Source organism: Mesocryomonas lacus, assembly GCF_055730135.2.
In genome coordinates, this window is sequence record NZ_JBUZWE020000017.1 from 110,046 (window position 1) to 130,626 (window position 20,581).

The following is a 20,581-nucleotide window of genomic DNA, read 5'->3' on the forward strand; positions in this document are numbered from 1 at the left end:
CGACACGCCCGATCGGAGCCCTCCATCTCGATGCGCATCGCCCGCCCCTTCGTTGGACCCGCCAAGAAGCCTGTCGAATTCACCTTCGACGGGCGCCGCCTGTCGGCGCTGGCGGGCGAGTCGATCGCGGCGGCCCTTGCGGCCAACGGCATTGCGGCGATCCGGAAATTCGACGCAGGCGCGCCCGGCGATGAGAGCTGGCGCGGCCTCTACTGCGGCATGGGCGCCTGCTACGACTGCGTCGTCACCGTCGACGGACGCACCGGCCAGCGCGCCTGCTTGACCAAGGTCGAGGGCGGCGAGAGCGTGCGCTCGGCCCAGCCCGCCGGCACCCCCGACGATCCGTTGACCGCGCTGGCCGACCCGGCACCAGGCGGAGAGCGCGTGGAGATCGCCGTCGATATCCTCGTCGTCGGCGCAGGTCCGGCCGGTCTCTCCGCCGCCTTGCAGGCCCGGCGGATGGGCGCCGGGGTGACGGTGATCGACGAGCGCGGCCAGAGCGGCGGCCAATACTACAAGCCGCTCGCCCCTTCCTTAACGGCCGAGCGATCGCCCGACCGGCAGTTCTCCCGGGGCACGGCGCTGACGAACGAGGTCGCGGAGGCCGGCGTCGAGTTGGTTCAGGGCGGGCTCGTCTGGGGCGCGTTCTCGCGGGACGAGGTCATGGTGCTCGTCGGCGGACAGAGCGTCGTCTATCGCCCGCAGAAGCTGATCCTTGCCACCGGTGCGTACGAGCGGCCCTTCCCCATCCCCGGCTGGACGCTTCCCGGCGTAATGACGGCGGGCGCGGCGCAGACGCTATCCCGCGCCTACGGCGTCGCGCCCGGAAGCCGGGTGGTCATCGCCGGCAACGGCCCGCTGAACCTGCAGCTGGCGGCCGACCTCCTGTCGCGCGGCGTCGAGGTCGTGGCTGTCCTCGAGTCCGCGCCAAAACCCGGCCTGTCGCAGTGGCGGAGTTTCCTGACGGCCGGCCTCGCTGCCCCCGATCTCATCGCCGAGGGCGCCCGGTACCGTGCGATCCTCGCACGCCACCGCGTACCGATCCGCTGGGGACACACTGCAATCGCGGCCGCCGGCACCGACTGCGTCGATGGCGTGACGATCGCCCAGCTCGCGACGGATGGCAGGCCCGATCTTGCGCGGACGGAAACGCTGGCGGCCGATGCGCTCTGCCTTGGCTACGGCTTCATCGCCGCGACCGAGGTCGCCCGCGCCCTCGGCTGCGAGATGATGCTCGACCCGCGCCATCTTGGCACGCCGTCGGTCCGGACCTCCGACGAGGGAGAGACCAGCGTGGCGGGCGTCTATGCCGTCGGCGACGGCGCCGCCATCGCCGGATCGCGCGTCGCCGAATGTGCCGGCACGATCGCCGGCGCGCATGCCGCCGCAGCGCTCGGTCATGGCGGCATGTCGAGGGAGCACGAGCGGGCAAGGCACGGCCTCGCCGTCGGCCAGAGATTTCAGCGTGCGCTCTGGGACATCTTTGTAGCGCCCCAAGTCGACCTTTCGTCGATCCCGGACGAGACGATTCTCTGCCGCTGCGAGGGGCTGACCTTCGGGCGCATCCGGAGCGAGATCGATGCGGGGTGGGACAGTCTTGGCACGCTGAAGCGCCGCACGCGGCTCGGCATGGGCCGGTGCCAGGCACGCTATTGCGCATCCACCGCCGCACGCCTGATCGAAGAGCGGACCGGTCGTCCGCGGCAGGTTGACGGTTTCGCCCCGCGCCTGCCGGTGAAGCCCTTTCCCGCGGCGGCCCTCGCCCGGGAGAAGCCGGAATGGGGCGGGCATGCGCGCGCCGGCTCGCCCCATCTCGGCCGTGCGCCCTCGGGCGAGCCTTTCGGCGACATCGAGGCCGAGATCCTCGTGATCGGCGGCGGCGTGGTCGGCGCCTGCCTTGCCCTGGAATTTGCCGGTGCCGGCAAGGACGTGCTCGTGGTCGAGCGCGACGACGTCAACCTGCAGGCCTCCGGCGCCAATGCCGGCAGCCTGCACGTCCAGCTTCTGTCCTTCGATTTCGGCAAGAAGGCCGAGGCCGGCGGCGGTCCGGCCGCCGCGACGCTCCCGCTCGGACCGTTCGCGGTCAAACTCTGGGAAGAGATCGCCGACAGTTGCGGTGGCGACTTCGAGATCCGCGTCACCGGCGGGCTGATGGTCGCCGAGACCGAGGCGGGCATGGCCTTCCTGAAAGCCAAGGTCGCGCTCGAGCGAAGCCACGGCATCGAGGCGGAGATCCTCTCGAAAGCCGAGCTGCGCAACCTCGCGCCGGCCTTGAGCGAAAATCTGATCGGCGCGGAATACGTCCCGGCGGAGGGCAAGATCAATCCGCTGACCGCCACCTATCGGACCTTCGAAGCGGCCAGGGCCGCGGGCGCCCGCTTCGAGCGGGGCACCGACGTCACCGCCATCGAGCGCATCGGCAATGGCTGGACGATCACCACCTCGCGCGGAACGATCCGCGCCGGCACGGTGATCAACGCCGCCGGTCCCTGGGCGCGCGAAATCGGCGCGATGGTGGGGCTGGACGTTCCCGTCTACAGCGCGCCGCTGCAGATGATCACCACGGAGCGCGCCCCGGCGCTGATCGGCCAGCTCGTCGCCCATGCCGACCGGCACCTCAGCCTCAAGCAGTTGTCGACCGGCGGCATTCTCATCGGCGGCGCCTGGCCCGCCCGCTATGCCGAGGGCCAGCGGCTCAACACGACCATGCTGGACAGCATCGAGGGCAATCTCTGGGTCGCGCAGCGCGTCGTTCCGCAGATCGCCGGCCTCCATGTGCTGCGAAGCTGGGCCGGCATGAACGTCAACATCGACGGCGCGCCGATCGTCGGCGAGGCGCCGGGACTGCCCGGCTTCTACAACTGCGTGACCTCCAACGGCTATACGCTGGCGCCCGCCGTCGCCCGCCTCACCCGCGAGCTCGTCACCGCCCGGGCGCCGAGCTTCGACGTCACCCCCTACCTCATCGAACGTTTCGAACGGAGCCGGTCATGATCACCCTCGACAACGTCAGCAAGAGCTTTGGCAGGTTCCAGGTCCTGAAGAACTGCTCGACGAATTTCGCGCGCGGCGAGGTCGCCGTGGTCTGCGGGCCCTCCGGCTCGGGCAAGTCGACCCTGATCAAGACGATCAACGGGCTGGAGCCGATCGATACCGGTCGCATCGAGGTCGCCGGCATCGACGTCTGGGCGGACGGCACCGATCTCGCCAAGCTCCGGGCCAAGACAGGCATGGTGTTCCAGAATTTCGAGCTGTTTCCGCATCTGTCGATCCTCGACAACCTGTCGCTGGCGCAGCGCAAGGTGCTCGGCCGCTCCAAGGCCGAGGCGAAGGAGAAGGCCGAGGCGCTGCTCGAACGCGTGGGCCTCGCCGACCAGGCGCGCAAATATCCGATCCAGCTGTCCGGCGGCCAGCAGCAACGCGTCGCCATCGCCCGGGCCCTGGCCATGGATCCCGTCGCCATGCTGTTCGACGAGCCGACCTCGGCCCTCGACCCGGAAATGATCAACGAAGTGCTCGACGTCATGGTCGAGCTCGCGAACGAGGGCATGACTATGGTCTGCGTCACCCACGAGATGGGCTTTGCGCGGAAGGTCGCGATGAAGGTTCTGTTCATGGACAAGGGCGAGATCATCGAGGACTGCAGCGGCGACGAGTTCTTCACCACCGAGCGGTCGGAACGCGCCAGCCAGTTCCTCGCCAAGATCCTGAAGCACTAGGATCCGGAATGGGAGAGTTTGCACAGACCGTCGCGGGAAAGGTGGCACGGGCGGATCTCGGCCGGACGCTGATGCACGAGCACATCCTGTGCGACCTGCGCGCGCCGGCTCTGCGCAGCGTGCCTGACCCGGCGCCCATCACCATCGAGAACCGCTTCGAAATCGACTACTTCCAGAACCGCGTTCCCGAGAACATGTTTCTGGGCGACGACGCTGTCGCGGCAACCGAGCTGCAGCGCTTTGCCGATGCCGGCGGCGGCACGATCGTCGAGCTCACCGTCGGCGGCATGGCGCCGCAGCCGGAGCGGCTCGCGGCCCTCGCCAGGCAGAGCGGCGTCAACATCGTCCTCGGGGCCGGCTTCTACACGCAGTCCTACCTCTCCGCAGAGATCGACCGGATGGACGGCGATGCGATAGAGGCCGAGATCGAGGCGCAGATTTGCACCGGCGCCTGGGGTACCGATATCCGTTGCGGGATCATCGGCGAGATCGGCTGCTCCTGGCCGATCACGCCGACGGAGCGGCGCATCCTGACGGCTGCCGCCCGCGCGCAAAAATCGACCGGCGCGGCCCTCACCATCCATCCCGGACGCCACCCCGATGCGCCGGCCGAGATCGCCGGCATCGTGACGGCCGCCGGCGGCGATCCCGAGCGCACGGTGATCGGCCACATGGACCGCACCATTTTCGACACCGACCGCCTCCTCGCCCTGCTCGGCTGGGGGTTTGTCCTGGAATGGGACTTCTTCGGCATCGAGACATCGCAATACTGGATGGCGGGCGTCGACCTCGATCTGCCGACGGACTACATGCGGCTCGATCTCATCCGCACGCTGATCAAAGCCGGCCATCTCGATCGGATCGCGGTCTCGCATGACATCTGCACCCGCACCCGGCTGACAAGCCATGGCGGGCACGGCTATGCCCATCTCATCGCCCATGTCGCGCCGCTCGCGCGCCGACGGGGCTTTTCGGAAGCCGAGCTGGACCGATTGCTGGTCGAGACGCCGGCGCGGCTTCTGTGCTTCCAGAACTGACCGGGGGAGAACGCGATGGCGCGCAGCAGCAAAGTTCAGGAAGACACGGCGCCCGCCGAGAAGCGCAGCCGCGCTTCCGGCGACGGCGAGAACCTTGGGCGCCGGGCCTATGCGGCGATCCGGGCGATGATCATGGAGCGCCGGCTGTCGGGTGGTGACATCCTTTCCGAGGAGAAGCTGGCGGCCGATCTCGCGATTTCCCGAACGCCGGTCCGCGAGGCGTTGCTCCTCCTCCAGAACGCCGGGCTGATCCAGAAGGAGATGAACCAGCCCTTCCGGGTCCGTCTCGTCTCCAACCGAGAGTATTTCCAGAGCATGCGGCTGCGCGAACTGCTGGAGGGCGAAGCGATCACCACGGCGGTGAAGGCGATCGACCTGGCGGCGCTCGCCGAGGTCGAGCAGGCGATGGCAAGGCTTAAGGAAAACCCGGACGTGCCAGCGGAAACGCACTGGGCGGCGGACGAGAAGCTGCACGAGATGATCGCCGACGCCTCTGGCAACGAGGTGATGGCGAAGATGATCGCCTCGCTGCGCATCACCACCCGGCTCTACGAGCTCTCCGGCCTGCCCTCGCGCTTTCGGCCGGACACCGAGGAGCACATCGCGATCATCGACGCGATCCGCGCCGGCGACGCCGAGCGGGCGCGCGCCGCCATGCAAGGCCATATCCGCAGCCTGACCCAGGACGTGCTGGCCGCGATGGCCAAGCTATGACCCTCGACAGGGCCGTGCGCGATCGCATCGCCAGCGCATCGGCCGCCGCCGAAGCGGCCAGCGTCGACTTGCTGTCGCGGCTGATTGAGGTCGGGCGTGGCGGCCGCGAGGCGATCGATGCGCTGATCCTCGGCGAATTCGAGGCTCTTGGACTAACCGTCGAAACCCTAGACTACCGGCCCGTAGATGTTCCGCTGGTGTCGGAGTTCGCGGCGGCGACAGCGGATGGCGCCACCCCCGAGCGGTGCATCATCGCCCGAACCGGCGACGCCGCCGCGGAAGGCGGGCGCAGCCTGATCCTGTTCGCCCATCCCGACCCCGAGCCCTTTCGTCCCGAGCCCGCCTGGCGCCGGGATCCCTTTACCCCGGTCATCTCCGACGGCCGGATCTCCGGCTGGGGCGTCGCCGACGACCTCGCCGGCATCGCCATCCTGCTGCAGAGCGTCGCGGTGCTGCGGCAGGCCGGGCTCTCGCCCGCCGCCCCCTTGTCGCTGGTGTCCGCGCCGTCGAAGAGCCATCGCTGGGGCATCGCCGCCGCCTTGCATCACGGGCTCGACGCTGACGCCGCCCTCTACCTGCACCCGGCAGAATCGGGCAGAGGCCTCGACGAGATCAAGGCCTTCGCGCCCGGACAGATCGAGTTCGCCGTGTCGGTGCGCGGCCGGCTGCCGGAGACGAACGAGCCGGCGCATACCGCCTTCGCGCATCTGGCCGTCAATCCGTTCGACGCCATGCTGCCCATCCTGGAGGAACTCCGGCGCCTCGACGCGGCGCGAGGGCGGACGGTGCGGCATTCCCTGCTGCAGGAGGCCATCGGCCGCTCGACCAACCTCTTCATCACCCATTGCGAGTACGGCGCGGTCGGCGGCTCGCCGCGCGTCGGACAGGCCTGCTGCATCCGGGCGGCCATCTCGCTGGTGCCGGGCGAGGCGCTGGAGGATGTGAAAGCGCAGATCGCCGCCGCGGTAAGCCGCGCGGCGGAGACGAGCGACTGGCTGAGAGAGCACCCGCCCGAGATTTCCTGGATCGCCGGCGTCAGCGCCGCAGAGACCGACCGCTCGTCGGCGCTCTACCAGCTCGTCGCCGGCGTGCTTAAAGGTGCCGGCGCGCGGCCCGTGGTCAATCCGCTGCACACATCGAGCGACATCCGCAATCCGATCGTCCAGCGGGGTATTCCGACCGTCGGCTATGGTCCGCTGTGCGGCGGCCTGACCATGGCTGGCGGCCATGACGAATGGGTCGATCTACTGGATTACCTGCGCACGATCACTGTCACCGCCGAGATCGTCGCGGCCTGGTGCGGCACGAGATAGCCGGCCGAGCGAAGACGCGTCACGTCCACCCTCCACCGATAAACCAAGCCCAGAAGGACACCATGACCATCCCCCTCAAGATCACCGCCGGCGGTTTCGTCTTCGACGCTCGCCTCGAAACCGAGCTCGCGCCCAAGACCTCGGCCGCCTTCCTCGAACGCATGCCCTTTGAAAGCCAGATCGTGCACGTGCGCTGGAGCGGCGAAGGCGTGTGGGTGCCGCTCGGCGACTTCGACTTCGGCGTCTCTTACGAGAACCACACGAGCTATCCCGCTCCCGGCCAGATCCTGCTCTATCCCGGCGGTATCAGCGAAACGGAAATCCTGCTTGCCTATGGCGGGGTCGCGTTCGCCTCGAAGATGGGGCAACTCGCTGGCAACCACTTCATCACCCTGACGTCCGGCCTCGATAAACTGCACGAACTCGGGACCACCGTCCTCTGGAAGGGCGCCCAGCCGATCCGCTTCGAACGCGTGGTCTGAAGGACCTCATTTCGATGAGCCGAGCCCGCCCGCCGTACTGAAGGAGCGCTCGAGATCGAAGGCGTCCATGTCGAGGCGCACGAAGCAGTCCACCTCCCGTTCCCTCCAACGCGCCAATACCGGAAAGCGCGGTGGCTTCAATCGCAGCGACGAGGGCTTCGCCTGCCGATCACGGCATCTACCTGTATGCCTTAGCCCCAAAACTTTTATGATGGCGTCGACCAGCAAAGAAGCAAGGGGATGGCGGGCCTTCACACCCGCCATCCCAAGTCGGTTCAGTCGCGATAGAAGCGACGATCGTCCCGATCCCAGCGTCCACCGCGGCGGTCGCCGCGGTCCCAGTCGGGACGGCGATCCCAGTGGCGGTCCCGGTAGGCGCGCCGGCCGTCCCAACGGTCCCAGTTGCCGCGGTCGCGGTAGAACGACCGGTCGCGATAGTTGTCGTCCCAGTAGCGTCCGAAGGAGTAGCCAACGATCGGCGCACCGATACGGCCGACGACCTCGGGTCCGGTGTACCGGCGCCCGACGTCGACCACGGCGATGTAGTTTGAGGACATCCAGCCGCGGAAGCCACGGAACCCGACATCGCACCAGGAGCGGGTTTCCAGGCAACCGAACACGCGGACGTCCTCGCCGCTGCGAACGACGTCGACGGCAGGGTACTGCGTCGAGGGACCGGCGCGCAGGTTGACGTTGGTGGTGGCGATGGCTGTTGCCGTGGCGGCCTCGGCGGCATTGAAGCCTAGGACCGCAGCTGCGACGGTCATGGCAGCCAACAGGGTAGATTTCTTTCGCATGGGAGCGTCTCCGCAGTTCGTTTCAGAGCGAGCTTTAAGCCATACCGAACCTGAACCGTTCCCGAACAAAGGGCCGTGCCAGCGGCCGGTCCGCAGCCTCGTCGGTGATCCCCTCGAGCCAGCGTTCACCTCTCACTTGCGGGGGCACACCGCATAGCGACGGTCGGGATCGACGCCATTAACGAACTGGGGGTAAGCGCGAGGAGGGCCGTCTTTCGCTAACGGGTTTGCCGGGAACAAAGGCCGGCAAACGGCAAAGCCCTGCACCACGTGGAGAGCCCAACGTCTTTAGGGAACGAAACGAAGGAAGCATCCTTCGTCTGTCACGCCCACGGCAACGCCGTCAAAACGGCTTCCTCAGGATCCGCGCAAGCGGTTCGACGACGAGACCCCATGCCCCAGACCCGTATCGTCGCCGTCGGCGACATCTCGCTTTCAGCTGGCGAATGCCCCGCAGGTTCGGAACAGGGCGGCATGCCGCTGCTGTTCGTGCACGGTGCCGTCCAGACGCGCCACATCTGGGATGCGCAAATCGAAGCTCTGGCGGGTTCGCGTCGGCTCGTGTCATTCGACCTGCGCGGCCACGGCGAGACACCCCTTGGGTCTCGGCGCCTGTCCATCGAGCAGCTCGCCGACGACGCCCTGACGCTTTTAGACTCGCTCGGCATTAACCAGGCTGCGGTGTGCGGGATCTCGCTCGGCGGCATGGTTGCCCTCGAAATGGGGACGAGGGCGCCCGAACGGATCTCCTCCCTCATCCTCGCCAATACCCCGACCTCCCTCTCGTCGACGCCGTGGCTGCGGGAATTGATCGACTGGGCGGATCCGCAGGATCTCCTGCCCTTCGCGTTCCGGCTCCTTGGTCAGAAGCGGACCGCCCGCATCGGCCTTGCGATCGCCTCGCGGTTGGTCGGACCCCATTGGGTCGGCAAGACGGCACGGCGCCACTTCATCCGCGGTTTTGCGACGATGGCGCCGGGGGCCATCGTGGCCACCTACCGCGCCATCGTCGATGCGCGCCCAGTCGACCCCGGCGCCCTCCATTGCCCGATCCTGCTCATCAAGGGCGATGGCGACGCTCCCTCGATCAATGCCCAGATGGACCATCTGGCCAAAGAATTGCGCCATGCCCGGGCCGAAACCATGGCGGCAGGCCACGTGGCCTCCCTCGACGATCCCCAAGCGTTCAACCGTCTGCTGATCGAATTCCTGGACCGCCACGATCATGCCGGAACGATCGCGGGGGAGCATAGCGTGGCCGGTCGACCTTTGGCCCCGTAGAGCGCCGTGCGTCCGGAAGGATGCACGGCTCATTCATCGGAAATTGGTCAGTCCTGGTTTGCCGTACCCATATGTGGTGTAGGTTTTCCGCACGGTGGCCATTTCGGCCTCCGTCAGTAAAATGGGATGCTCCACGGATTTCGCGAGCTGATACTGCTGGGCCAAAGTTTCCAGCTTCTCCGTCCGTGAAAAGGCTGTCTTCAGGTCCGGGCCCAGCGCGATCATTCCATGATTGGCCATGAGACACGCGTGGTAGTTTTGACCCAAAGTCGCCGAGACGACGTCGGCGAGCGCTTGGGAGCCGAAGACTTCGTACGGCGCGCACGGTATTTCTTCGCCGCCGAAACCCGCGACCATGTAATGGAACGGCGGTATCGGTTTGCGGAGTGCGGAAAGCGCGACGCAGTATACCGGATGAGCATGCACCACGGCCTGAGCATCCGGTCTCCGACGGTAGAGCGAGGCATGCAGCGCCCACTCGGATGATGGCTTCAGCGGGCCGGAGGACGCTCCGTCGAAGGTGACCGCCGCGATCTGTTCCTCCCGCATATCGAAAGGGTCGACGCCGGACGGTGTGATCAGCATTCCCTCTCCGAAGCGAACAGAGATATTGCCCGCCGTCGCATTCGACAGCCCCCGGGTGATGCACTCGCGGCTGTATTGAACGAGATCACGTCTCAGTTCTACTTCGTTCACGTCGTTTGCCCCCCCTCATGACCGAACGCATCGACGGCGCGCACGAGGACGTCCGGCGTACCGAGCTTGCCTGACTTCAGAAAGAAGCTCACGGGATCCGGCCCCTCCGCGACGCAAAAACCGCCCCCCAGCGCTCCGCGCGGCATGGAGCGGACCTGCTGGATACCGAGGGCGCCGACGATCGAACCGGACGTTTCGCCGCCTGAAACGACGAACCTGCGGATGCCGGCCGCGTGCAGCCGAGCGGCGATGCCGGCGAGCAACGTCTCCGCCTTGCGCGCCGCCTCCAGGCGGCCGAAACGGGCCTGCGCGTCCCGTATGCCGGCTGCGTCCGCGCAGGTCGTGATCGCAAACGGGCGTGCGCCGATGTGCCGCGCGGCAAAGGCCATCGCCAAATCGATCCGCTCGCCTTCGGATCGGTCGTCCAGCAGGTCGATGCGCAAGACGGGATACGCCGCCTCGAAACTGGCGAGCTGCGCCTCGGCCACAGGACCGACGCTTCCGACGAGGACCGCGACGGGCCCTTCCGCGTGGCGAGGGAGAACCGCTGGGTCCCTCCGACCGCTGCAGTTGCGCAAGCCGAGGGCGATAACGAGCGCATCGCTGGCAACGATCGCCCGTGCGCCGATGGCGAGCTCAGCGCTGCAGTCGACGTCTCCTGCATCCACCGCGTCGCAGAGAACATGGCGATAGCCGTTCGCGACGAGGTTCTGGAGCACCAATCGGGCCGACTCCGGTCCCTTCGCCAAGGCTTCGTGCGGGATCAGCCCGACGGGGCTGCGTGTCTGCAGGGACAGGAAGCGCACGAGATTGGGATCGGGCATCGGCGTCACGGGATCAAAGCGCTTGATCGACTCGTTTACCAGGCTGCCGCGAACGAACATGTGGCCCTGGAACACCGTGGTGCCGAACTCGGGAAAGCCCGCGCTGATCAGCACGGGATTCTGATCGTATCGATCCGCCATCAAGTCGGCGATGGGACCGATATTGCCCTCCGGTGTCGAATCGAAGGTAGCGCAGGCCTTGTACGCCACCGTGGAGCAGCCGAGGGCGTCCAGGGCATCGAGTGCCGCCGAGACTTCTGCCAGCGCGGACTGCGAGGGCGAAAGACGCATTCGCCCGGCGATGACGACGATCGATGCCGGCGTCCGGTCTCTTTCGGCCGCGCGCGCGTCGAAGTAGACGGGACACTCGATCCCGGCCCGTTCAAAGAAGCTGGCGACCAAAAGGCCTCCGGTGAAATCGTCTGAAACGATGCCGTAGATTGGTTTTATCGACATGACGGCGCGGATGCGCTCTCCCTCCTCGTGTGATACCGGGTTGCGGCCCCGCGGCTAGCCTATGTCCGGCTTTCCGTTGGGGTTTGCTGGGGCAGCAAGCGAGACCCGGCAAGGGTGGATTTCTGCCCGTCCGGCCGGCGCGGTCCGGCGCCAGCGCGGCAACAGGATCAACGCGACGCCGCCGAGGGCAAGGACCGATCCGACCCCCATCTTCATGTCGACATGGTCGCCGGTAAAGGCGACGCCGAGCGCCACCGTCATCACCGGCATCATCAAGGTGAGCGGCGCAATCACGCTGGCGTCGTAGTTCTGCAGCAGCCGGTAATAGCCGGTATGGGCGATGATGGTGACGATCACCGCCGAGAACACCACGGCCGCGACCAGCGGCCGGCCGCCGGCCGCGAGATGGCCGAGCGGCGCCGGTTCGGTCGTCGCCGACAGGAGCGCCAGGGGTGCGATCGAGATGAGGCTGACCCAAGCCTGCAGCCGCAAGGGCGCGATACGTGGCATCTGTTTCATCAGGATCGAGCCGAGTGAAAGCGCCAAGGCGGCGGCGAGCACAAAACTCGCGCCGAGCGAGGGCGTCAGCCCGCCCGGCGTCCACATCACCGTCACCACGCCGGTGAAGGCGACGGTGACGCCCAGCACGCGCTGCGCCGGCATCCGTTCGCCCAGCACCAGCACCGACAGGATCGCGGTGCACGGAATGCCGAACTGCACGACGATCGCCGCCGTCGATGGCGAAGCCTGCTGAAGGCCGAGGAAGAGGAGCCCGAAATGCCCTGCCCCCATCAGCAAGCCGACGATCATCATCCGACCGAAGGGTCTCGGGATTGGGCGGAGGTAGCGATGCAGAAGCACGGCAACCAGCACGAAGCGCAACAGGGCATAGAGCAAAGGCGGCGTGCCGAGGTCGGCGATGACGATGCGCCCGATGACGACATTGACGGCCCAGATGAAGCAGATCCCGACGAGACGGGCGAAATCGGAAGTCGGCATGGGGCCCATAAAGAGATTGCGCTGCGGCTGATGATATATCATATTTTCGGCGACCTCTAGCACCGGACGGCACCATGACGATCAATGTTCGCGAGACGAAGGATTCCCAGCTGCGCCGACGCGCCGAGGCCGTCATCCCCGGCGGCATGTACGGCCACCTCAACGTCAAGGGTCTTCCGGACGGCTATCCGCAGTACTTCGTCGCCGGCGAGGGTTGCCGCGTGACCGATGTCGATGGCCGCAGCTATCTCGACTTCATGTGCAGCTGGGGGCCGAACATCCTCGGCCATCGCCATTCAGAGGTCGAGGAAGCCGTGCAGAGACAGCTGGCGATGGGCGACTGCCTGAACGGCCCGACGCCGCATCTGGTCGAACTTGCCGAGCGGTTCGTGGCGCTCCTGCCGCATGCCGACTGGGCGATGTTCCAGAAGAACGGCACCGACGCCACCACCACCTGCGTGACGCTCGCCCGCGCCCGCACACAGCGCCGCAAGGTGCTGGTCGCCAAGGGCGCCTATCACGGCGCGGTTCCGTGGTGTTCGCCGTCGCTCATCGGTGTCACCGCCGAGGACCGCGCCCATATCGAAACCTATGTCTTCAACGATATCGAGAGCCTTGAAGCCGCGGCGAAGAAGGCCTCCGGCGATCTTGCGGCGATCGTCGTCTCGCCCTTCAAGCATGATTTCGGCATCGAGCAGGAACTGCCGACGCCCGCGTTCGCCGCCAAGGTGCGCGAGCTTTGCGACGCCGCTGATGCCGCGCTGATCCTCGACGAGGTACGCTGCGGCTTCCGCCTCTCGATGAGCGGCAGCTGGAGCCAGTATGGCGTCGAGCCGGACCTCTGCTCCTGGAGCAAGGCGATCGCCAACGGCTATCCGCTCGCCGCCGTCACCGGCAACGACAAGTACCGCGCGGCCGCCTCGCAGATCTTCGTCACCGGCTCGTTCTGGTGCGGCGGCGCGGCGATGGCGGCAGCGGTCGCGACGCTCTCCGTACTGGAGCGCGAAAACGCGCCGGATGAGATGCGCCGCGTCGGCCAGAAGTTCCGCGACGGGGTCGGCGCGCAGGCCGCCCGGCATGGTGTGGCGCTGGTCAACAGCGGCCCTCCGCAGATGCCGCTGATTCTGTTCGACGGCGACGTCGACTATGCCAAGGGCGCCCGCTTCACCCAGGAAACGCTGGCCCGCGGCGTGTACCTCCACTACAAGCACAACATGTTCCTCAGCCTCGCCCATACCGATTCCGATATCGACGAGGCGCTACAGGCGACGGACGAAGCCTTCGCTGTAATCGCTCGCGAATTCGCCTAACAGCGGTCCGCTCAGCCATGGCGTGAGGGCAGAGAGCACCGCCGGAAGCCGCCTTCGCGCATCGGCTTTGCGCGGGCGTCGTTTGGAGGAATGAAATGTCGCATGCGGAAATGATCGCTTTCGAGCCGGTGGGCAATGCCAGCCTCAGCGATCAAATCTTCCATCAGCTGCGCGATCAACTGATGAGCGGTCAGCTGCTGCCGCATCAACGGCTGCGCATCCGCGAACTCGCGGCCAGCCTTGGCACCAGCGAGACGCCGGTGCGCGAGGCCGTGTTCCAGCTGGTCCGCGACGGGGCGCTGGAGCTGAAGGCACGGCATTACATCCGCGTGCGCGGCTTGACGCTGCCGGAATATCTCGAAAACCGCGACATCCGTCTGCTCCTGGAACCGATGGCCGGCGAGCGGGCGCTGGCGCACATCACCGCATCCGAGATCGAGCGGCTCGCCACGATCCACCGCCAGCTGATCGAGGCCGAACAGACCGGCGCCTGGCGGGAGGCGATCACGGCCAACTATGCCTTCCACATCGGCCTGTACCGCCACTCGCAGCTGCCGCATCTGATCGAGGTGCTGGAGCGGCTGTGGCTGCGCCTCGGGCCAATGCTCAACCATCTCTATCCGCACGGACATCCCCGCTATGCCGGCCGGCACCAGCACGAAAACATTCTCGACGCTTTGCGGCGGCAGGATCGGGCTGACCTTTCCGCATCCATCCGTGAGGACATGCTCGAAGGAGGACGCGGCTTCCTCAGCCGGCTCGAAGCGCTGACCAAGGATGGAAAGCTTACGCCGACGGGCGAGTGAGACGCCGGCTTTTGCATGAAAAATATGCAAAAGCGCGGCGACGCATTTAAGCAGCAGAAACCGAGTTGACATCCTCGTGTTCAGCCGTTTGATATATCCTGTATCAGCCCAACGGAGTGTGCCGCGATGACGACCCGAAGCTCGATCAAGTCCCGCATTGCCAGCCTCATGCTGGGCGCCTCCCTTCTGGCTGCGCCACTGTCCACCGCACGGGCCGCCGATGAGGCGCTGGTCGTCGCCCGCAACATGGACGTCAACTCGCTCGATCCGGCCCGCGGCTTCTGCGACACCTGCCAGATCTACCTCTCGGCGGTCTACGAGACGCTGGTGACGCTCGGCGACGACAACAAGACGCTCGTCCCGAAGCTCGCCACCAGCTGGAAGGCCAATGCCGACCAGACCGAATTCACCTTCAGCCTGGCGCCCGCCGCCGTCTTCGCCGACGGCGCGCCGGTGACATCGGCAGACGTTGCCTTCTCGATGATGCGGCTGAAGAACATCAAGGGCGACCCCTCTTTCCTGATGGACTCGGTCACCGCGATCGAGACACCCGACGAAAAGACCGTGGTGTTCAAGACGAAGGAGCCGAATTCAGAATTCCTCGGCATCCTCGCGGCGTCCTATGCCGGCATCGTCAACAAGAAGCTGGCCGAGGCCAACGGCGCCAGCGCCGCTGACGATGCCGCGACGGCCGACACGTCGGATGCGTGGTTCTTCGCCAATTCCGCCGGCAGCGGACCGTACACACTGGAATCCTACACCGCCGACGCCGAGCTGCGCTTTGCCGCCAACCCGAACTACTGGGGCAAGAAGCCGGCGATCGCCGAGGTGATCATGAAGCAGACGGCGGACGCGGTCGCCCAGGCACAGATGCTGGAATCGGGCGCCGCCGACATCGCCATGCAGATCGACCCGGACACCGCCGCCTCGCTCAGCAATCCCGACGTGGTGCTCGACACCGTGCCATCCTTCAACTTCCTCTATGTCGCGCTCAGCCCCGGCGCCAAGGGCAACACCACCCCGCTGACCAAGCCGATACGCGAGGCGATCGCGCTCGCCATCGACTATGACGCGATGATCGACTTCACCGTCGGCGGCAAGGGCAAGCTGCAGCCGGTCGCCATCCCCAACGGTTTTCCCGGCACCAGCGACCTGCCGATGCCGAAGGAGGACCTCGACAAGGCGAAGGCCCTGATGGCGGAAGCCGGCGTGCCCGACGGCTTCACCATCGAGGCGCACTATCCGGCGGTCAACGCCTATGGCGTCGACATCTCGCTGATGATGCAGAAGGTGCAGCAGGATCTCGCCCGCATCGGCGTGACGATCAACCTGACCCCCACCACCTTCGCCGTCTGGCGCGAGGAGGTCGCCGGTGACGGAATCCCGATGACCGCCGTCTACTATGCCCCAGACTATTTCGGCTCGGCCCAGTACGTGCAGTATTTCTCGATGATCGAGGGCAATGCCTGGGCGAAGCGCGCCGGCGCAGGCAAGGTCGAAGGCGTCGCCAACCCGAAGGAAGCCGAGCTGTTCAAGCAGGCGATGGCGGCCTCGGGCGACGCGATGGATGCCGCCTACAAAGCGATCGCGCTGGAGATGATCAACGAGAAGATCATCCTTCCGCTGGTCAGTCCCGACCTGGTGCTGGCCTCGCGCAAGGGCGTCAAGGGTGTGCGCTACAGCGCCTGCTGCAACCTCGCGCTCGACCAGTTGAGCCGCGAGTAGTCCCATCGGCACGGGAGTCCATCGCCGGATCATTCGGCAGATAACCGACACAATGAAGGGTCCGCGGCGACCGCCGGGCCCTGGGCGGGAAACAGAATGTCGAGAACCATCCTGCGCCGCCTTTTGATGATGCCGCTGCTTGTCTTCGGCATCATCACCGTGGCCTTCCTGCTGTCGCAGTTCACCAAGGGTGACCCGCTGGCCTCGATCATCGGCGAGCGGCAGATGAACAATCCGACCATCGTGGCCGCCGCCAAGGCGAAATGGGGCCTCGATCGCACCTTGCCCGAGCGCTACGCGATCTATGTCGGCAACCTCGCGCGCGGCGACATGGGCACGTCCTTCCGCACCAAGCAGCCGGTGGCGAGCGACCTCGCCCAGCGCCTGCCGGCAACGCTCGAGCTCGTCATCGCCGCGGTGATCGTCGGCGCCGTCTCCGGCATCGGCCTCGGCGTGCTCGCCGCCAAATACCGCGACACCATGGTCGATTCCCTGATCCGGGTGTTCGCACTGATGGGATCGTCCGTCCCAATGTTCTGGCTGGGCCTCCTCGTGCTCTTCGTCTTCTCCGTCAGGCTCGGCGTGCTGCCCGGCCCCGGCCGGCTCGACACCCGCACCGCCGCGCCGGCATTCGTCACCGGCTTCTTCACGGTCGACACGCTGATCGCGGGTGACTTCGCAAAATTCCGCGAGGTGCTGTCGCATCTCATCCTGCCGGCGCTGGTGCTTGGCTGGACGGTGACCGGCATCGTCGCCCGTCTGGTGCGCGCCGCCATGCTCGACGTGATGGCCCAGGATTTCGTCCTCGCCGCGCGCGCCAAGGGCGCCAGCGAATGGCGGGTGCTCCTGAACCATGGCCTGCGCAACGCGCTGATCCCGACCTTGACCATCCTCGGCTTCACCTTCGCCTATCTCATCACCGGCGCGGTGCTGACCGAGACGATCTTCGCTTGGCCCGGCATCGGCTCCTATGCTGTGGATGCCGCGCGCTCGCTCGATCATCCGGCGATCGTCGGCGTCACCATTGTCGGTGGCCTCTCCTTCCTCATCGCCAATCTCGTCACCGACGTCGCCTATGCCGCAGCGGATCCCCGCGTCCGCGTGGGAGGTGGGCGATGACCGTGCTGCCCGCCCTCCCCGTCATCGCCGCGGCACCGGTCCGCCGCCGCCGTTTCCTGCCGCGCTGGATCAGCGGACCGGTGCTTGTCGGCCTGATCGTCGTCGCCGCCTGGATCATCGTCGCCGTGACGATCGACCTCTGGTCGCCGTATAATCCCGTGACGCTGGCCGGCAAGCGGTTGCAGATGCCGAGCTGGCAGCACTGGCTCGGCACGGATTCGCTCGGCCGTGACGTGCTGGTCCGCACGCTCTACGGCGCCCGTTTCTCGCTGCCGATCGCCCTCTCGGTGCTCACCATCGCGGTGGCCATCGGCTGTGCGCTGGGCGCGATCGCCGGCTTTGTCGGCGGCGTTGTCGATGGGGCGATCATGCGGCTGGCCGACATCACCCTGTCCTTCCCGCCCATGCTGCTCGCCATGGCGATTGCCGCCTCGCTCGGCCCTGGTCTCGTCAATGCCGGGCTTGCAATGGTGATCGTCTGGTGGCCGGTCTATGCCCGGCTGATGCGGGCGCAGGTGATCACCGTGCGCTCGCTCGATCATGTCGAGGCGGCCGTCGCCACCGGCGTCTCCTCGCGGCGCGTCCTCTTGAAGCACATCGTGCCGTTGTGCTGGAGCCCGATCCTCGTCAACGCGACGATCGACGTCGGCCAGGTGATCCTCTTGATCGCCGGTCTCAGCTTCATCGGCCTCGGCGCCAAACCGCCGACGCCGGAATGGGGGCAGATGATCTCCGAGGGCGCGGCGAGCTTCTACAGTTGGTGGATCGCCACCGGGCCGGGCCTTGCCATCCTGTCGCTGTCGCTCGCCTTCTCGTTCATCGGCGATGGGATCCGCGACCTCCTCGATCCCCGGACCATGCAGTCATGAGCGCGCCACAGCTTCTCAGCGTCCGCGGCCTGCAGATCTCGCTGCGCCAGCGCGACCGCGACGTGCTGGCCGTCGGCAATGTCGACCTCGAGGTCGACCGCGGCGAAATCCTCGGCCTCGTCGGCGAATCCGGCTCGGGCAAGAGCCTGTCCATGCTGGCAGTGCTCGGCCTGCTGCCGAAGAGCGCCACCGTCAGCGGCTCGGTGCGACTGGATGGCGAGGAACTGCTGGGCCGCCCCGAGCGGGAGCTTCGAAAGATCCGCGGCAAGCGGATCGGCATGATCTTCCAGGACCCGATGACGGCACTCGATCCGGTGATGACCGTCGGCGCGCAGCTGATCGAGGGCATCCGCATCCACGAGCCGCAATTGTCCCGCCGCGGGGCGCGGCTCCGCGCGATCGACCTGCTCGGCCAGGTGGCCATTGCCTCGCCGGAACAGCGCATCGACCAGTATCCCCACGAATTCTCCGGCGGCATGCGCCAGCGCGTGGTGATCGCCATGGCCATCGCCAACGATCCGGAACTGCTGATCGCCGACGAGCCGACGACCGCGCTCGACGTCACCATCCAGGCGCAGATCGTCGAGCTGCTCGACAAGCTGAGGCGCGAGCGCAATCTCGGCCTGGTGCTGATCACCCACGATCTCGGCCTCGTCGCCGGCCTCGCGGACCGGGTGACCATTCTCTACTCCGGCAAGATCGTCGAGCGCGGCCCGGTGCTCGACGTCTTCGCCCATGCGCGGCATCCCTATACAAGCGGCCTGTTGCGGGCGATGCCTTCGTCGGACGACACGCCGGAGCGTCTCGTGGCGATCGACGGCACGCCACCCTCGCCAGCCGACCGGCCGAGTGGCTGTGCCTTTCATCCGCGATGCCCCGTTTCTCTTCCGCTTTGTGCGCAAGAGGAGCCAAACTTCCACTGGTTCGGCCCCAGCATGGCCGCCTGCCATCGCGCCGGCGAGTTCGACCTGCCGCTGACGGAGGCCGCCCGTGTTGGCTGATCCACGCAAGACGACCACAACAACGCCAGCTGCAATCGAACCGGTTCTCTCGGTGCGCAACCTCACGGTCGAGTTCCCGATCCGCAAGGGGCTGATCATCGAGCGACAGGTCGGCGCTGTGCAGGCCGTTTCGGACGTCTCCTTCGACCTCCACCGCGGCGAGACGCTCGGCCTCGTCGGCGAATCCGGTTGCGGCAAGTCGACGCTCGCGCGCAGCGTCATCCGCCTCGTCGCGCCGACCGCCGGCGAGATCCTGTTCGGCGGCACGGACCTCGTAAAGCTTTCGCCGGCCGAGATGCGGCCGCACCGCCGCCGGCTGCAAATCGTCTTCCAGAACCCCTACGCCTCGCTGCACCCGCGCATGACCGCCGGCGAGATCATCGGCGAGTCCTTGCGCGGCCTGACCCTGAGCGTCGACGAGAAGAAGAGCCGCGTCACCGAGGCGATGCGGCGCGTCGGCCTCTTGCCGGAGCACTACGACCGCTACCCCTTTGCCTTTTCCGGCGGCCAGCGGCAGCGCATCGGCATTGCCCGGGCGCTGGTGCTCGGGCCCGACGTGATCATCCTCGATGAGCCGGTTTCGGCCCTCGACGTCTCGATCCAGGCCGGCGTCCTCAACCTGTTGAAAGACCTGCAGGAGGAGCTCGGCCTCTCCTACCTCTTCATCGCCCACAACCTCTCGGTCGTCCGGCACATTTCGACCCGGGTGGCGGTAATGTATCTCGGCAAGATCGTCGAGACGGCGCGACGCGACGATCTCTACGCCCGGCCGATGCATCCCTACACGGCAGCGCTGCTCTCGGCGGCTCCGCTCGGCGATCCCGTGCGCGAGCGCCAGCGCACGCGGATCGTCCTCGAGGGCGACGTGCCGAGTCCCGCCAGCCCGCCTTCCGGATGCCGCTTCCGAACCCGCTGTCCCAGAGCGCAAGCGCTCTGCGCGGCAACAGAGCCGCCGCTCGCCGAACTGTCGTCCGGCCATAGTGTTGCCTGCCATTTCCCGCTCATCGCATCGCTTTGAGCTGTAACGGGCCAGACGATCGTCCACGTTGGCGTCTGCTCGCCCCGTGGACGTTAAAGTTCCCGTGAGTGCATCACTGTCGCATCAGTGGCTGATCATCCACGGCCGTTTTCCGGGAAAGCCCTTCGCCGCACTGGCAGCGGCGGGGATGAGGCCCTTGGGCTTTGGGCCGCAACAGCCGCAGCCGGCGCCATGGCCTTTCGAGGCAAGCTTCGGGGCGTTCGCGCTGCGCTCGTTGGTCGCGTGCGCACCGCGGCGCCCGGCATCCATGTTGGCGATGCCGGGGGCCGTCAGGATGACGCGGCGCGCCTCGGCGCCGCAGCCGGGGCATTCGGAGGGCTCGGCCGCCGCCGCCATGGGGCGGAGGCGGGTGAAGCTGCCGCAGTCCCGGCAGGAATAGTCGTAGAACGGCATC

19 protein-coding genes are annotated in these 20,581 nt (G+C 66.9%); 14 read left to right on the top strand and 5 right to left on the bottom strand.

The window, feature by feature from the left end; genetic code table 11:
* Positions 1–30 precede the first annotated feature (30 nt).
* The 6 genes from ACZLZY_RS22535 (at position 31) to ACZLZY_RS22560 (ending at position 7,265) form a co-directional block, all read left to right on the top strand.
* Entirely contained in the window at positions 31–2,994 is a 2,964-nt protein-coding gene (locus ACZLZY_RS22535; protein ID WP_472936302.1) for an FAD-dependent oxidoreductase, read from the top strand.
* Complete coding sequence (locus ACZLZY_RS22540; protein WP_472936303.1) at positions 2,991–3,719, top strand: amino acid ABC transporter ATP-binding protein; 729 nt, start codon at positions 2,991–2,993, stop codon at positions 3,717–3,719. The genes ACZLZY_RS22535 and ACZLZY_RS22540 overlap by 4 nt, the downstream gene beginning before the upstream one ends.
* Before the next feature lie 8 nt (positions 3,720–3,727).
* Positions 3,728–4,756, top strand: a complete 1,029-nt coding sequence (locus tag ACZLZY_RS22545) for a phosphotriesterase family protein (RefSeq protein WP_472936304.1) — start codon at positions 3,728–3,730, stop codon at positions 4,754–4,756.
* Between the two features lie 15 nt (positions 4,757–4,771).
* Positions 4,772–5,470 carry a GntR family transcriptional regulator gene (locus ACZLZY_RS22550; protein ID WP_472936305.1) on the top strand — a complete coding sequence of 233 codons (699 nt, stop codon included), beginning with the start codon at positions 4,772–4,774 and terminating at the stop codon, positions 5,468–5,470.
* On the top strand, positions 5,467–6,783 hold the full coding sequence (locus ACZLZY_RS22555; protein ID WP_472936306.1) for a M20/M25/M40 family metallo-hydrolase: 1,317 nt from the start codon (positions 5,467–5,469) through the stop codon (positions 6,781–6,783). Before ACZLZY_RS22550 ends, ACZLZY_RS22555 begins: the two co-directional genes overlap by 4 nt.
* Before the next feature lie 62 nt (positions 6,784–6,845).
* Positions 6,846–7,265, top strand: a complete 420-nt coding sequence (locus ACZLZY_RS22560) for a DUF3830 family protein (RefSeq protein WP_472936307.1) — start codon at positions 6,846–6,848, stop codon at positions 7,263–7,265.
* 275 nt (positions 7,266–7,540) lie between these two features.
* On the opposite strand, the gene ACZLZY_RS22565 is transcribed toward ACZLZY_RS22560, so the two are convergent.
* The gene (locus ACZLZY_RS22565; protein WP_472936308.1) at positions 7,541–8,062 is read right to left on the bottom strand and encodes an SH3 domain-containing protein; all 522 of its coding nucleotides are present in this window, start codon (positions 8,060–8,062) and stop codon (positions 7,541–7,543) included.
* Between the two features lie 393 nt (positions 8,063–8,455).
* Here ACZLZY_RS22565 and ACZLZY_RS22570 point away from each other — a divergent pair, with 393 nt between their 5' ends.
* Positions 8,456–9,343: an alpha/beta fold hydrolase gene (locus ACZLZY_RS22570; protein WP_472936309.1), complete on the top strand. Its 888-nt coding sequence runs from the start codon at positions 8,456–8,458 to the stop codon at positions 9,341–9,343.
* A 33-nt stretch (positions 9,344–9,376) separates the two neighbouring features.
* Here the strand turns inward: ACZLZY_RS22570 and ACZLZY_RS22575 are convergent, their stop codons facing one another.
* From ACZLZY_RS22575 to ACZLZY_RS22585, 3 genes are read right to left on the bottom strand one after another with little or no spacing between them, the layout of a single operon-like run.
* Positions 9,377–10,039: a class II aldolase/adducin family protein gene (locus ACZLZY_RS22575; RefSeq protein WP_472936310.1), complete on the bottom strand. Its 663-nt coding sequence runs from the start codon at positions 10,037–10,039 to the stop codon at positions 9,377–9,379.
* Entirely contained in the window at positions 10,036–11,319 is a 1,284-nt protein-coding gene (locus ACZLZY_RS22580; protein WP_472936311.1) for a four-carbon acid sugar kinase family protein, read from the bottom strand. Before ACZLZY_RS22580 ends, ACZLZY_RS22575 begins: the two co-directional genes overlap by 4 nt.
* 54 nt (positions 11,320–11,373) lie before the next feature.
* A complete protein-coding gene (locus ACZLZY_RS22585; RefSeq protein ID WP_472936312.1) occupies positions 11,374–12,318 on the bottom strand; it encodes a DMT family transporter in 945 nt (314 codons plus the stop codon).
* Positions 12,319–12,392: 74 nt separating this feature from the next.
* On the opposite strand from ACZLZY_RS22585, the gene ACZLZY_RS22590 reads away from it, so the two are divergent.
* The 7 genes from ACZLZY_RS22590 (at position 12,393) to ACZLZY_RS22620 (ending at position 20,166) form a co-directional block, all read left to right on the top strand.
* Positions 12,393–13,628, top strand: coding sequence for an aminotransferase class III-fold pyridoxal phosphate-dependent enzyme (locus ACZLZY_RS22590; RefSeq protein WP_472936313.1), 1,236 nt, complete (start codon positions 12,393–12,395; stop codon positions 13,626–13,628).
* A gap of 95 nt (positions 13,629–13,723) precedes the next feature.
* Entirely contained in the window at positions 13,724–14,434 is a 711-nt protein-coding gene (locus tag ACZLZY_RS22595) for a GntR family transcriptional regulator (protein WP_472936314.1), read from the top strand.
* A 168-nt stretch (positions 14,435–14,602) separates the two neighbouring features.
* Positions 14,603–16,159: an ABC transporter substrate-binding protein gene (locus ACZLZY_RS22600; protein WP_472936326.1), complete on the top strand. Its 1,557-nt coding sequence runs from the start codon at positions 14,603–14,605 to the stop codon at positions 16,157–16,159.
* Positions 16,160–16,255: 96 nt separating this feature from the next.
* Entirely contained in the window at positions 16,256–17,278 is a 1,023-nt protein-coding gene (locus ACZLZY_RS22605) for an ABC transporter permease (RefSeq protein ID WP_472936315.1), read from the top strand.
* On the top strand, positions 17,275–18,147 hold the full coding sequence (locus ACZLZY_RS22610) for an ABC transporter permease (RefSeq protein WP_472936316.1): 873 nt from the start codon (positions 17,275–17,277) through the stop codon (positions 18,145–18,147). The genes ACZLZY_RS22605 and ACZLZY_RS22610 overlap by 4 nt, the downstream gene beginning before the upstream one ends.
* Positions 18,144–19,148: an ABC transporter ATP-binding protein gene (locus tag ACZLZY_RS22615; RefSeq protein ID WP_472936317.1), complete on the top strand. Its 1,005-nt coding sequence runs from the start codon at positions 18,144–18,146 to the stop codon at positions 19,146–19,148. Before ACZLZY_RS22610 ends, ACZLZY_RS22615 begins: the two co-directional genes overlap by 4 nt.
* The gene (locus ACZLZY_RS22620) at positions 19,141–20,166 is read left to right on the top strand and encodes an ABC transporter ATP-binding protein (RefSeq protein ID WP_472936327.1); all 1,026 of its coding nucleotides are present in this window, start codon (positions 19,141–19,143) and stop codon (positions 20,164–20,166) included. Before ACZLZY_RS22615 ends, ACZLZY_RS22620 begins: the two co-directional genes overlap by 8 nt.
* An 84-nt stretch (positions 20,167–20,250) precedes the next feature.
* On the opposite strand, the gene ACZLZY_RS22625 is transcribed toward ACZLZY_RS22620, so the two are convergent.
* Entirely contained in the window at positions 20,251–20,580 is a 330-nt protein-coding gene (locus ACZLZY_RS22625; protein ID WP_472936318.1) for an FmdB family zinc ribbon protein, read from the bottom strand.
* Between the last annotated feature and the right edge of the window lies 1 nt (position 20,581).

Coding starts and splice junctions, on each gene's coding strand:
- ACZLZY_RS22535 (WP_472936302.1), top strand. CDS start 31: ATGCGCATCGCCCGCCCCTTCGTTGGACCCGCCAAGAAGCCTGTCGAA.
- ACZLZY_RS22560 (WP_472936307.1), top strand. CDS start 6,846: ATGACCATCCCCCTCAAGATCACCGCCGGCGGTTTCGTCTTCGACGCT.
- ACZLZY_RS22600 (WP_472936326.1), top strand. CDS start 14,603: ATGCTGGGCGCCTCCCTTCTGGCTGCGCCACTGTCCACCGCACGGGCC.
- ACZLZY_RS22605 (WP_472936315.1), top strand. CDS start 16,256: ATGTCGAGAACCATCCTGCGCCGCCTTTTGATGATGCCGCTGCTTGTC.
- ACZLZY_RS22565 (WP_472936308.1), bottom strand. CDS start 8,062: ATGCGAAAGAAATCTACCCTGTTGGCTGCCATGACCGTCGCAGCTGCG.
- ACZLZY_RS22595 (WP_472936314.1), top strand. CDS start 13,724: ATGTCGCATGCGGAAATGATCGCTTTCGAGCCGGTGGGCAATGCCAGC.
- ACZLZY_RS22625 (WP_472936318.1), bottom strand. CDS start 20,580: ATGCCGTTCTACGACTATTCCTGCCGGGACTGCGGCAGCTTCACCCGC.
- ACZLZY_RS22580 (WP_472936311.1), bottom strand. CDS start 11,319: ATGTCGATAAAACCAATCTACGGCATCGTTTCAGACGATTTCACCGGA.
- ACZLZY_RS22555 (WP_472936306.1), top strand. CDS start 5,467: ATGACCCTCGACAGGGCCGTGCGCGATCGCATCGCCAGCGCATCGGCC.
- ACZLZY_RS22610 (WP_472936316.1), top strand. CDS start 17,275: ATGACCGTGCTGCCCGCCCTCCCCGTCATCGCCGCGGCACCGGTCCGC.
- ACZLZY_RS22570 (WP_472936309.1), top strand. CDS start 8,456: ATGCCCCAGACCCGTATCGTCGCCGTCGGCGACATCTCGCTTTCAGCT.
- ACZLZY_RS22590 (WP_472936313.1), top strand. CDS start 12,393: ATGACGATCAATGTTCGCGAGACGAAGGATTCCCAGCTGCGCCGACGC.
- ACZLZY_RS22545 (WP_472936304.1), top strand. CDS start 3,728: ATGGGAGAGTTTGCACAGACCGTCGCGGGAAAGGTGGCACGGGCGGAT.
- ACZLZY_RS22615 (WP_472936317.1), top strand. CDS start 18,144: ATGAGCGCGCCACAGCTTCTCAGCGTCCGCGGCCTGCAGATCTCGCTG.
- ACZLZY_RS22550 (WP_472936305.1), top strand. CDS start 4,772: ATGGCGCGCAGCAGCAAAGTTCAGGAAGACACGGCGCCCGCCGAGAAG.
- ACZLZY_RS22540 (WP_472936303.1), top strand. CDS start 2,991: ATGATCACCCTCGACAACGTCAGCAAGAGCTTTGGCAGGTTCCAGGTC.
- ACZLZY_RS22585 (WP_472936312.1), bottom strand. CDS start 12,318: ATGCCGACTTCCGATTTCGCCCGTCTCGTCGGGATCTGCTTCATCTGG.